This window comes from Lachnospiraceae bacterium oral taxon 500 (assembly GCA_002999035.1).
In the GTDB taxonomy this organism is placed as follows: Bacteria; Bacillota; Clostridia; order Lachnospirales; family Vallitaleaceae; genus W11650.
In genome coordinates this window covers 1,415,967-1,428,731 of sequence record CP027241.1, presented here as the reverse complement: position 1 = coordinate 1,428,731, position 12,765 = coordinate 1,415,967, and the positions used below count along the sequence as shown (strand labels likewise).

11 protein-coding genes and 1 pseudogene are annotated in these 12,765 nt (G+C 48.4%); all 12 read right to left on the bottom strand.

What is annotated here, in order from left to right:
• Positions 1–41: 41 nt before the first annotated feature.
• On the bottom strand, positions 42–1,412 hold the full coding sequence (locus tag C3V36_06505; GenBank protein AVM68916.1) for a Trk family potassium uptake protein: 1,371 nt from the start codon (positions 1,410–1,412) through the stop codon (positions 42–44).
• A gap of 25 nt (positions 1,413–1,437) precedes the next feature.
• Positions 1,438–2,052 carry a hypothetical protein gene (locus tag C3V36_06500; GenBank protein AVM68915.1) on the bottom strand — a complete coding sequence of 205 codons (615 nt, stop codon included), beginning with the start codon at positions 2,050–2,052 and terminating at the stop codon, positions 1,438–1,440.
• Positions 2,053–2,201: 149 nt separating this feature from the next.
• Positions 2,202–3,143, bottom strand: a complete 942-nt coding sequence (locus tag C3V36_06495) for a hypothetical protein (GenBank protein AVM68914.1) — start codon at positions 3,141–3,143, stop codon at positions 2,202–2,204.
• Between the two features lie 18 nt (positions 3,144–3,161).
• Complete coding sequence (pfkA, locus tag C3V36_06490; protein ID AVM70466.1) at positions 3,162–4,139, bottom strand: 6-phosphofructokinase; 978 nt, start codon at positions 4,137–4,139, stop codon at positions 3,162–3,164.
• A 247-nt stretch (positions 4,140–4,386) separates the two neighbouring features.
• Positions 4,387–4,896 (bottom strand): hypothetical protein, encoded by a 510-nt coding sequence (locus C3V36_06485; GenBank protein AVM68913.1) that lies wholly within the window; start codon positions 4,894–4,896, stop codon positions 4,387–4,389.
• A 23-nt stretch (positions 4,897–4,919) separates the two neighbouring features.
• Positions 4,920–5,822 carry a protein kinase gene (locus tag C3V36_06480; protein AVM68912.1) on the bottom strand — a complete coding sequence of 301 codons (903 nt, stop codon included), beginning with the start codon at positions 5,820–5,822 and terminating at the stop codon, positions 4,920–4,922.
• Between the two features lie 4 nt (positions 5,823–5,826).
• Complete coding sequence (locus C3V36_06475) at positions 5,827–6,096, bottom strand: hypothetical protein (GenBank protein AVM68911.1); 270 nt, start codon at positions 6,094–6,096, stop codon at positions 5,827–5,829.
• A gap of 92 nt (positions 6,097–6,188) precedes the next feature.
• Positions 6,189–9,792 (bottom strand): annotated as a pseudogene (locus C3V36_06470) (DNA polymerase III subunit alpha).
• Positions 9,793–9,923: 131 nt separating this feature from the next.
• Positions 9,924–10,475 carry an FUSC family protein gene (locus tag C3V36_06465; protein ID AVM68910.1) on the bottom strand — a complete coding sequence of 184 codons (552 nt, stop codon included), beginning with the start codon at positions 10,473–10,475 and terminating at the stop codon, positions 9,924–9,926.
• Position 10,476: 1 nt separating this feature from the next.
• Positions 10,477–10,800 (bottom strand): hypothetical protein, encoded by a 324-nt coding sequence (locus tag C3V36_06460; GenBank protein ID AVM68909.1) that lies wholly within the window; start codon positions 10,798–10,800, stop codon positions 10,477–10,479.
• Positions 10,773–11,474: a hypothetical protein gene (locus C3V36_06455; GenBank protein ID AVM68908.1), complete on the bottom strand. Its 702-nt coding sequence runs from the start codon at positions 11,472–11,474 to the stop codon at positions 10,773–10,775. The genes C3V36_06460 and C3V36_06455 overlap by 28 nt, the downstream gene beginning before the upstream one ends.
• A 12-nt stretch (positions 11,475–11,486) precedes the next feature.
• Positions 11,487–12,764 carry an SgaT protein gene (locus tag C3V36_06450; GenBank protein AVM68907.1) on the bottom strand — a complete coding sequence of 426 codons (1,278 nt, stop codon included), beginning with the start codon at positions 12,762–12,764 and terminating at the stop codon, positions 11,487–11,489.
• Between the last annotated feature and the right edge of the window lies 1 nt (position 12,765).

Genomic DNA, 12,765 nt, shown 5'->3' with positions numbered 1-12,765 from the left:
CGGCAGCAAGTATGGCCGCTGCGCAGAAAACTCCACGCCCATTAGCCTACCATCAGCTTCCCTTCCGGTTTTTTTACCTTACTGCTTTTACCGGCCTTATCCGCCAACGCAAAAGCAATCGTGACCGGTCCTAAGCGGCCGATAAACATAGTCACACAAATAATCAGCTTACCGGCCAGCGACAAATTCGGGCTAAGTCCCAAACTCAGCCCCACTGTGGCAAAAGCCGATACCGCTTCAAACACAATCCGCATAAACTCCGCCTGCTCGGTTACGGTCAGCAGCAGCGTTACGCCGGCCACCACTCCTAAAGCAATGATAATCACCGCCAGCGCCCGCTTGACGATATCATCCGCAATATGGCGGTCAAATACCTCCAACTCCTGCCGGCCTTTCACTGTCGCCAGCATCTGCAAAATCAAAATCCCAACCGTTACCGTTTTGATGCCGCCGGCTGTTCCTCCGGGCGAACCGCCGATAATCATCAGCAGAACCGAAATAAACTGGCTGCCCTGCCGCATGTCAGCAAAATCAACCGTAAAAAAGCCGGCCGTCCGCAGCGTCACCGACTGAAACATCGCCGCCAGCGCCCCATCAGCGAAAGGCATACTGCCCAAAGTTTTGGGATTGCCTGCTTCCAGCAGAAAAATCAGCAGCCAGCCGCTAAATAAAAGCCCGGCGGTAATGATCAGCGCTAACTTAGTATGCAGCTGCATATGCCAAAACCAGCTGTGATTACTCCGTTTTTGGCGAAAAACCTTGCGCCCGGCCCCAATCACGTCAAACCACACTCCAAAGCCAATGCTGCCCGCTACAATCAGCAGCATCAACACCAAATTAACACCCCAATGCCCCACCAGCGGCGACAGACTGTTCTCGCCGATTAAATCAAAACCGGCATTACAAAAAGCACTGACCGCGTGAAAGATACCGTAGGCAATTCCTTTTTTCAGCCCATACATCGGAACAAAGCAAAACGAAAGCGCTGCCGCTCCGGTTCCCTCAACAATCAGTGTCCCCCAAAAAATATTTTTAGTCAGCCGCACCAACCCGGCAATCGTAGATTGATTCAGCGATTCCTGAATCAAAAGCCTTTGCCTGAGGCCAATTTTTCGGCCAATGATAATAAATAAGACAGCGGTCAAAGTCATAAAACCCAGACCGCCGACTTGAATCAAACTGATAATCACAATTTTGCCAAATACTGACCATTGCGCTAAAGTATTAACTACCACTAAACCCGTCACGCAAACCGCACTGGTTGCCGTAAACAGGGCGTTAACCAGCCCCGCGCTTTGTCCGCTCCGGCTGGCCGCCGGCAAAGCCAAAAGCAGCGTCCCCAGCCCGATCAGCAAGGCAAAGCCGAGCATTAAAATCTGCGTCGGCTTTAATTTACTCAATACTTCTTTCATCATTTTTTCCCAAAATCATTCCTTATTACATCTTGACATCAAAATGATGCGACTTCAGACTTTCGATAATCTTATCCAGCTGGTCGCTTTCCACGCTTAAAAAAATCTCCTTCAGACCCAAAACACCGGTATCCATCAAAGCTAAGTTTTTGATGTTGCCGCCGTAGCGGTTGATAATATCCACAATCTTGCCCAATTTGCCCTTATAATCATAGGAATAAATGAAAAAGCGGGGATATTCGCTTTTAAAAATCTGCTCATACCGCTCCATTACCGCCTTGCGGGTAATAATTCCCACAAAGTCCTCATTTTCATCAACCACCGGAATAAAAGGATAGGGCGACCGAATGAAAAAGCCAATGGCATCCTCAACCATGTTGGTATCGCCCAGGCTCGGTATCTTCGTCCGCATAAAATCACTGACCGGCCGCTGCAAAAAGACCTCCTTCGGCTCATCCATCTCAAAAAAGGTCTGGTATACATAGCGCTTAGACAGCATACCGATAAACTTTTTGCCGGAAATCACCGGCAGGGACAGCAAATCCTTTTCATCAATAATCTTAAGTGCGCTGCCGACGGTATCATCAATCCGAATCAGTTCCAACTCCGCCGCCGGTTTAATCACTGTTTTGATATACATTGCCTGCTCCTTTCATTCTCCATATTTTTTGTTGCCGTTCAGGCATGCGAATGTTCCCGTTTGATATGCTTGCTTATTTACGTCAATTCATGGTGCCGCTTTCCGAAAAAACGACGTCGCTGCCTGAAAAGCAAATCTTCCGGTCTTTTTTAAGCCTCAGTATCGGCTGTGTCGTTCATTGCCCGGTTCATCTCATTTAGGACCGTCCCCAGCACAAACCACAGTGCCGCCAATACCGCCGCCAACATCCAACCGGCTTCCAGCCCGGCCTGATAAGTCAGGGTAGTCTGCTCCGCCCCCTCCGCCAAAGAGTGGGATCCTCCCAGTAAAAGCAGCCCTTTCGCCGCAATCCGGCTGGAAATCCCGCCTGCACTCAGCACCCGCTTGGCATTGAGCACCAGCAGATTGATATAGGGCAGCTTGATCGCCAATGTATTGAGCAGTATAAAAATAACCGCTAAAATAGAAGAAGTTCGAATCAGTTCCGACCAACGGCCGTTTTTATCAAGCAACAACACCGCCGCACAGGCTGCGATTAGAAAATAAAGCAGAATCAGGCCCTTGGCATAATAAATCTGCAAATGACTCAGCAGCCCTTGAATCTCCGTACCCGCTTCGTATTCCTGAACATAGGTTAAAAGCTGATTCGGCGTAAAAGCCGCCACTTTATCGGTCCGGTCAGTCAACTCGTCCCGCGAATAAAGCCGCACGCTTTCTGTTAAATACCGGCCGGTTTTAGCCGTATAAAAATAACCGCGAAACGCCGCCGTGCCGCTGATTGAATACCATTTTAAAAACAGGCTCAGGAAAAAAAGGCCCAAAACTCCCAGTGCCGCCAAAGAAACATAGCGGTACTGGCGGCGCAGCCCTTCTCTTTTTTGGGCTTCCTTTTTTTTGCGCTTTAATTTCTGCTGAAACTCTTTTTCTGCCTCGGCCTCTTCATCCGGGAGCAGACTTTGAATCGCTTCATCAAACTCCCGGTCCTGGTCACCCCGGCCTTGACGCCGGAGCTCTTCCGGAATTTCCTGACCGCAGGCAAAGCAAACCAAGGCCTCATTATCGAGCACTGTGTTGCAATTCGGACATTTCATAAAACTCTCCTCAACTGTTTACTTACTTTCCAACATACCGCTGACCCGAATTTGAAAATCATTCAAACTTTTCTTCATTTTCAACGCTTCGGTAATATCAAAGTCGCAGTATTTTCCGTCCCGGTAAGCCACGACCCGATTGGACTTGCCCGCCAGGAGAAGGTCAACCGCATAAGCGCCCATCATCGCCGCGTGAAAGCGGTCAGTCGCCGTCGGCACACCGCCTCTTTGCAGATGTCCCAAAATTGACGCCCTAGTTTCAATCCCGGTAATCGCTTCAATTCTCTTAGCCAGCTCGGCCGAGCCGCCAACGCCCTCAGCCACAATGATTAAATTGTGCTTCTTGCCTTTTTCCCGGTTATTTAAAATGCCGCGAATCATTTCTTCTTCGGTCACATTTTCCATTTCCGGCAGCAAAATCTGCTCTGCACCATTAATAATCCCGCACCACAGTGCAATATATCCGGCATGCCGGCCCATAACCTCCACAATCGAGCAGCGCTCGTGCGAAGTCGAGGTATCGCGAATCTTGTCAATCGCATCCATCGCCGTATTAACCGCTGTATCAAAGCCAATCGTATAATCAGTGCAGGCAATATCCAGGTCAATCGTACCCGGGATGCCAATCGTGTTAATGCCCAACTCCGACAGTCTTTCCGCTCCTTTAAAGGAACCGTCACCGCCGATTACCACCAGGCCGTCAATACCGAATACCCGGCACATATCGGCTGCCTTGCGCGGACCGGCATCAGTATAAAACTCCTTACAACGGGCAGTATACAGCACCGTACCGCCGCTGTGAATGATATTGGAAACGCTGCGAGCATCCATTTCAAAAATATCGCCGGAAATCAAGCCGTTATAGCCCTTTCTGACGCCAAACACTCTTTTGCCGTTGCTCAAAGCGGTTCTTACTACCGACCGAATTGCCGCGTTCATACCGGGCGCATCGCCGCCGCTGGTTAAAACGCCAATTGTTTCCACCTTTTTTGACATATTGTCCTCCATTACTAATCTTTGCTTCCTGCTTATTTTCCCGGTTTCCCTTAACCGCCGCTTAAAAGTTCTAAGCTTTCTGATTATAAGCTATCCTATGCTTTTCTCAGGAAACATGGGTATTTTTCCTTCCGGCTGTTCCTTTTTGCTATCTTTTATCATAGCTTATTTTGTTAAAAAAAGCAACTGATTTTTCAGCGCCAAGCGGCGGGTAAGGACGGGTAAGGCAGGGTGAAAGGGAATTTGCTTATTCTCCCTCTACCATAAAATCCGTTTCGCCTTTTACTTCAGACAAAAGGCATATCTTTCTTACTTCCGGCAGCTGGCACAGCCTTTCCATGGCTTCGATATCCGTTTTTAAGCAACAGCTGTCAAAGGTTCTGGCCTGCAAGCTTACCATTCGGTCCGGCAATTGCTCTTGTATGACCGGAATTAAATCCTGAACTCTCTTATCAAATTGAGCATAAACTACAATTTCATATTCCTGTCCGTTCTCTTTATATTGTTCATTTTCTAATATTTCTTTGACCGCTAAACTATACTTTTCATTCTTTCTTTTTTTCGTGCTTGTTTCTTCCTTTCCTTTAATCTCCGGCTCACCAATATCAATTGTTTTTTCCCCGTCGCCGGCAGAAAGTTCTCCTTTTTCTATTTCATCAAAAGTTAAGTCGTATTTTTTTCTTTCTTCCTCCACCTTTGCGGTTGCATCAGGTATTATCAATGTCAACATCAGCAAAATCAATATAAGTTTTTCCATATCAATACCTCCCGTTCCCAATTTCAACCCAAACCAACGGTTTTTCCTTTCAGCAATTCCAGCGAAAAATCAAGAATTCTTTTTTTTCTTTCCTGCAATACCGTAAAATAAAAGTTTTTTTGCAAATCGTTGAGAAAAGGCGTTTCCTCTATTATTTTTTTAATCCGCTCCATATTAATCTGCGGAACTATCCGCACCAGTGCCTGATTACATTCCATATTTTGCAAAGATGATATAAAATCAAAATATTTAATTTTTTTGCCCTCAAGCAAAATCGCCGAAGTTGGAATCTCAAAAATCCTATAATTTAATTCTTGCACATTTTGCAGTACTATTTCCATAATTTTCTCATCCGCCTGCGGAAAAAGGCTGCTGCCGCAGTCATATACCGGAGCAAATTTCATTTTATCTGTTACGGTATCATAAAGAAATCCCCAGTTTCCGTTATGCCTATCCCAATTCCCAATCAGCGCATCAACAATAAACATATTCCAAAATCGCTCTTTCAACTCTGTTCTATCTAACGCTGTCTGCTCATCAAAGGTAAGCAAAATATCCGCAAGTTCCGTGCCATATCCATTTTTTTCCGAATCAATCATTTGATTTTTTAAGGAAGCAAAATCTTGCAGTATTACCCCCGGCCTCGTAAAATCACGGCAGGCCACAACTATTTTTTCTTTTCCTTTTACCGTAAAAGTTCCCAATACTGTTTTTTGCACAGGAATCCCTATCACTTCATAAATATGGCAGCCCAAATATTCGGAAAAACAACCATTGCTGTAACTCAAATTCTTGTTTTGTTTGGCTGTCGCCGGAAATTTCAGCATATACTGCTCATCATTATAAATAACCGAAATCTTATTCCCATTCGCGCCGGCATAAAGCTTATTGCGCCTTAGCATCTGGGTAAAATCAATCGCCGGCATCCCCTCACTCCCTTTCCATTCTTAAATACTTTTCTCTAAGATACCACGCCTGCTCTGGACTGATGATTTGATTAACCTCGGCGTTATTGATGTCGGTTTGCAGGCTGCAATAATCGCCGTCCCAATGCAGATACTCCACACCGTTATCCAGTTTTTCCCACGCTTCCTCCATGATACGGATGGACTGCCGCAAAAAATCCGGCAGACCGCATTCCAAATAACCCTTATCCTTTGGCAAGCCTGTTTTTAAATCATATTCTGATAACATCGCCATAACTCCCTCCATTTCCCGTCTGCCACCAACAGAGGTACACAACGGCAGCCAAACTTCGCCTATTAAATGGCTGTCGTCCGCCTCTCCAGCCTTTACTGAATCTTCACATTATCCATCCCGCAAAGGCTGTAAAGCTGCACCAAAAGCAGGTCGGAAAGCTCCGCTCCGGCGCGGGCTTTCTTTTTTTGTCCGCTTTCTTTAATGTATAAAATCACCGGCGTCTGACCGGCATATTCCCGCACCAATTCACCGATTTCCCTGACCCGCTCCTGATAATCGGCTTCGGTTTCAAACGCCAGCCACAGCTTTGGGATGGCTTTTCCGGACTCTTCCTCGTTCTGCCTGCCGCTTCCGGCTGCTGTTTCCCTCCGGCGGCCGGACTGATTTTTCCGGCTTTCCCCTGACCGGTCAAGGCTTTCTACCGGCGCCGATATCGCCGATCGCCGGTGCGGATTTTTGCTTTCTTCCTCAAAGCTCCAGACTCGCGCGGCTATCAGCTTAATTTCCTTATCGCCCTGATAGCTGATTCGGCCTTTGACAAAAACTTTATTTTCTTTTTCCAGCAGTGCCTGCGCTTTGGCATAATCGCGCGGAAAAAAAAACAACCTCAATCGTTCCGAAAAAATCCTCAATCTCCACAAATGCCATTGCTTCATTATTACGAGTAAAAGTCTTGGATAAATGCGTGACCAGCCCGCCCACGACTTCCGTCCGTCCCTCGGCCGGCAGCACCGGCGCTTCGGCTTCGCCCTCTTCCTCCTCCGGCTGAAAGCTCCGGGCGGAAAGCGTCACCGTTTTTTCCCATAAATCCCGGTCATCCATCAGCGGGTGACCGCTGACATACAGCCCGATGACCTCTTTTTCCATGGCCAACAGCTCGCTGCTGGTAAACTCGTCCATTTCCGGCAAAATGTCAATCAGACCGACATCTTCCGTCTCATCTAATTCAAACATGCCAATCTGGCCGCTGATTTTTTCCTTCTTCTCATTTTGCACCGACTTTAAGACATTGGCGTAAATCTCCAAATACTGACGCCGCTTGCCGCCGAAACAGTCAAATGCCCCGGCTTTAATCAGGTTTTCCAGCGCCCGTTTGTTGACATCTTTCCCCTCCATCCGGCTACAGTAATCGGTCAGCGAGCGGAACGGCCCCCTGGCCGCCCGCTCCGCTTCCATGCTTTCAATCATCGCCTTGCCCACATTTTTAACGGCTGCCAGTCCAAAGACAATTTTTCCGTCCTTGGCGGTAAATCTGGCGTAACCCTGATTGATATTGGGCGGCAGCATTTCAACGCCCAAATCTTTTAAGCTCAAAATATAGTCGATTGTTTTACCGGGATTGGCACTGACCGAAGTCAGGAGCGCCGCCATAAACTCAACCGGATAGTATTCCTTTAAATAAGCGGTTTGATAGGCCACCACGGCATAGGCCGCCGCATGAGACTTATTAAAGGCGTACCGGGCAAAATCAGCCATATCGTCATAAATCTGATTGGCCGCCTGCTCGGATATGCCCCTGGCCAAACAGCCCTCAATCCCCTCTTCGGCGTTGCCGTAAATAAAGTTCTGCCTTTCTTTCAGCATAACGTCGTCTTTTTTCTTGGACATCGCCCGGCGCACCAAATCCGAGCGCCCGTAGGTATACCCGGCCAACTCCCGGACGATCTGCATAACCTGCTCCTGATAAACGATACAGCCGTAGGTCGGCTGCAAAATCGGCTCCAGCTCCGGCGTGATATAGCTCGCCGCCTGGGTGTGGTGCCGCGCCTTGACATAGGTCGGGATCGAGCTCATCGGCCCCGGCCGGAAAAGCGAAATCCCGGCAATGATATCCTCTAAGTTCTGGGGTTTTAAATCCCGCATAAAGTTTTTCATGCCGGCGCTTTCCAGCTGAAACACACCGTCGGTCTTGGCCGCGGAAATCAGGGCAAATACCTTGGGATCGGCAAAATCAATCCGGTCGATATCCAGCGAAATCCCTCTCTTTTCAATCTCCTTCACCGCGTCCTGAATCACTGTCAGCGTGCGCAGCCCCAGAAAGTCCATTTTTAAAAGCCCCAGCTCCTCCAGCGTCCCCATCGGGAATTGCGTCGTCAAAACGCCGTCATTGGCGTACAGCGGCACATATTCGTAGACCGGCCGGTCGCAGATAACCACGCCGGCGGCATGGGTCGAAGCATGCCGGGGAAGCCCCTCCAGCCGCTTAGAAGTGTCAATCAGCCGGCGGATGGTCATATCCGAGGCATACAGCTCGCTTAATTCATGGCTCATACTGAGTGCCTTGTCAATGGTCATTTTCAGTTCCATCGGCACCATTTTGGCAACCTTATCGACCTCGGCATAGGGAATATCCATCACCCGGCCGACGTCGCGAATCACCGCCCGCGCCGCCATCGTTCCAAACGTGATAATCTGTGTAACCTGCAAGGTACCGTACTTTTCAATCACATAGTCAATCACTTCCTGCCGCCGCTCATAGCAGAAATCAATATCAATATCCGGCATGCTGACCCGCTCCGGATTTAAAAAACGCTCAAAAATCAACTGATAGCGAATCGGGTCAATATTGGTAATTTTCAGAACATAAGCCGCTAAACTTCCGGCCGCCGAGCCTCGCCCCGGCCCGACCATAATTCCCTTTTCTCTGGCAAAGCGGATAAAATCAGCCACGATCAAAAAATAATCGGCATAGCCCATTGTTTCAATGACATTCAATTCATATTCCAGCCTTGGCCGGTGTTTCTCCTGCTCCTGCCCGTAGCGCTCGGCTAAGCCCCGCTCGCACAGCTCCCGCAAATAACCGGCCGCCGTATAGGCCGGCGGGACGGCAAAACGGGGGAGCTTGAGCCGGCCGAACTCAATTTCCACCCGGCAGCGGTCAGCGATCTTTTCGGTATTTTCCAGTGCTGCCCGAAACTCCGGTATATTTAAATCAAAATTGGCGTACATTTCCTCAGCCGATTTAATATAAAACTGGCCGCCGGTATAGCGCATCCGATCCTCATCGGCCAGCTTCTTGCCGGTTTGAATACAAAGCAGCACATCATGCGCCGCTGCGTCCTCCCGGTAAATATAGTGGGCGTCATTAGTAGCCACCATCGGAATATCGTATTTACGGGCAATGTTTAGCAGCGCGGCATTGACCTGCTTTTGTTCCTCATAGCCGTGATTTTGAATTTCCAAAAAATAATTGCCCCGGCCAAAAATCCGCTGATATTCCAGCGCCATTTTTTCCGCTCCGGCCATATCACCCTGCAAAATCAACTGGGAGATATGCCCGCCCAAACATGCGCTCAGGCCGATCAAACCCTCGTGATACTGCTCCAGCAGCGCTAAATCAATCCGCGGCCGGTAGTAAAAGCCGTCCATATAGGCAAAGGATACCAATTTCATCAGGTTCTGATAACCCTGCTGATTTTCCGCCAGCAGCACCAAATGATAATTGGCGGCATCGGGCTTGCCTTCTTTTTTTAAATAGCTGCGGGGGGCGACATAGGTTTCGCAGCCCAGCACCGGATGGATCCCCGCCGCTTTCGCTTCTTTATAAAAGTCAATCACTCCATGCATGACGCCGTGGTCGGTCAGCGCCACGCTTTTCATGCCCAGTTCCCTGACCCGGCTGATAATCTCGCTAATCCGACCGGAGCCGTCCAGCAGGCTGTATTCCGAGTGTAAATGCAGATGCGCGAACGCCAACGCCTGCGCTTCTTTTTCCTGATTCATTTCTGCTGTCACTTCGTGCTCCTTTCTGCGGCTTAGCCGTGCCACGCGTAATACATTGCTTAATTGGCGGCGCGGCTATCCGCCAACCCGCCCGCTCAACCAAATTATTCCTCCCGGCCTCTGGGCAAAATACGGTTGACGGCCTGTGCGGTGACAATGCCGATAAAAGTATCCAGTATCCGGTTAGCCGCGAATAAATACGGCTTTTCATCGCCGCCGTGGGAAACCGTGACGCTTAAAAATACGACACAGCCGATATAAACCGCTTCTTTGGCCTTTAACGCAACAATGCTGTAAATCACCGGCACCAGACCCAGCGTAATCAGCAAAAAATGCAGCCAGCCAAACTCCGTCATGTCCAGCCGCCGGAACAGCAAAAGGCACAACAGACCAATACTGCCGCCAATCAGCGTGCCGATACTGCGGTGAATTCCGGCTCTTTTCCCTTCATCAACATCCTTTTTCATGCATAAAATTGCGGCAATCGCCGAATAAAACGGCAGCACGCCGCGCAAAATGCCAATCGCAAAGCAAAGATAAACAGCAATTAAAGTCTTAATCGTCCGCATGCCCCAAAACGGAAGCCGCTCTTTGGCGGCCGGCTGCGGTTGCTTCGGTCTGCTTCCCGTTTCTGTTGTCTTTCTTTTTCTTTCCAATTTATTTCCTCTGATTCCTTCTTCTGACGGGCGTCTCGCCAAGGCGGCAAAGTTTCCCTATGTTTTTGCTCTTGCTTTTATTATACCCAAATTCCGCCGGTTTTTCAATGCTATCTTCGCTTGGCTGTTTTATGGTTTTTATCAAATACTCTGTATACTCTTTTCTATACCGCCATGCCAAACCGCCGGGCCAAAAAACCGGTCGGACACCGGCCATATCCAAAGCATAAACCGAAAGAAAAAAACGAATAACAAAGGCGGAAAGACACGAATTAAGCGCCTTTCCGCCTTTTAATTTTACTGTATTTCTTCCCTTGCCCGACAAATGTCCGACACATAATCTTCTGCCGCATCCAAGCCCTTTTCAACCTGCTTCAGCAATTCCGAGCCAATAATCGCTCCGTCTGCTCCGCCGGCTAAAACCCGACGAACATCGGCCGCTGTCCGGATTTGAAAACCAACGCAGCACTCCACTTCCTGCTCTGCTTTTACTCTTTTTATGGTTTCCACATAATGATCCCGGAGCTGACCGCTGCCCGTTTTACCCACGCTGCTCATAACATAGGCAAATAAAGGCTTATTTTTCAGCTTTTCCCTGATTTCTGCGCGGCTGCTTTCTTCGTTAAAAATCGGAATATTGCCGCCAGCCTCTTTCTCCGGAGGCAAATCGACACACAGCGTGGCGTCAAAATAAGTGTCCGGCGCCGACCAAAAATCCGGAAACCGCTTAAAATCCCGATAATATCCCATTAACACCACCCGAAAAGGATAACGCTTTTTTATCTCCGCCAGCGCCGCCAAATATTTCTCTTTCCCGTATTTTTCCCGCAAAACCGCCGCATGTGCCCGTGCGATCGCTTCTCCGTCCATATAGGGATCCTCTGCCGGCAGCCCAATCTCAACATAGTCTACTCCGCGGTCGGCAAACAAATCCAAAATCTGATAAAACCTGTTTTCATCCGGATAAAAAAACGGTATATAAAATACAATCTTTTTCATTTTACACTAAACCTATAATCCGGCCAATTTAAGCAAATAGCCCAGAAGCGGTCCATAAAAAGCATAGTCCGTTTCCGCCAGAATCCGCATGATAGCCTGATAACTTCCCACCATCGGCAACAAAAAGGCCTGACCGAAAATCAAAATCAATCCATTGACGAAGGAACCAATCACCGCTCCGCGCCGGCCGCCATTGGCATTGCCAAAAATTGCGGTAATCGCTCCGGTAAAGAAAGTCGGAATCAACGCCGGGAAAACGATAATCGGATATTTAAGCGCCGCCAGAATCCACATTCCCAAAAAGCCGGCAACCAAACTACTTAAGAATCCGACAATTACCGATACCGGATAATTGGGAAACAGCAGCGGGATATCCAAACCCGGCATCGCGTTTGGAATAATCTTGTCCGCAAAGCCGTGAAAGGCCGGAATAATTTCCCCAACCATCATCCGCACACCGGTAATAATGACCGTGATCCACATTCCGAAAACAATTCCGTTTTGCAGCGAATAGGTTACAAAATCCCGGCCGCCGCTGACATTTTCACTGATCCAGGCCGGCCCGGCCAGCAAGCAGGAAACCATAAACAGCAAGGTCATGACAATACTCAGCGCAATCGTCATTTCCCGCAGGAAGTTCAACCGTTTGGGGAAATTGGTGGCCTCCAAATCCTTGTCTTTATTGCCCAGCGCTCTGGCCAGCAAGGAAGAAATCAGGATGCCGACAGAACTGGAATGACCCAGCGTAAAGCCTTCTCCGCCTTTGACCGTTTTCATCCACGGCGCCACATAAGCGCAGGAAGCCGTCAAATAAATGCCTAAAATAATCGAGCCAACCACAATAATCATAATCGTATTAAAGCCCGTTCCGTATTTAAGCAGCGCCGCAATCAGGCCCGCGTAAAAGAAAGAAACATGCGGCGATAAATGAACATATTTAAACTTCGTCAACCGGGCAATGACTATATTCATCAAAAATCCCAAGGCAAAAATAATCGCCATTTCCATGCCGATCCCCGCTAAGCCTTCCGGAATAGCGCTGTTGATATCAACCTTATCCATTGTTAAACCGAAAATCTTGGTATACATGGTTTGCAGCGGCAGCAGTGCCATGCCCAGAGATTGACCGGCGGTATTAATCAACGTAAAGCCGATCATGGCTTTAAACGCACTGGCTATGATTTTTTCTCCGCTTTTTTTCTGAGCCAGCATTCCGACTACTACTACGAGGCCAATTACAAATGCTGCCTGTGATAAAATATTATTAATGATATACAACAAAATTCCCATA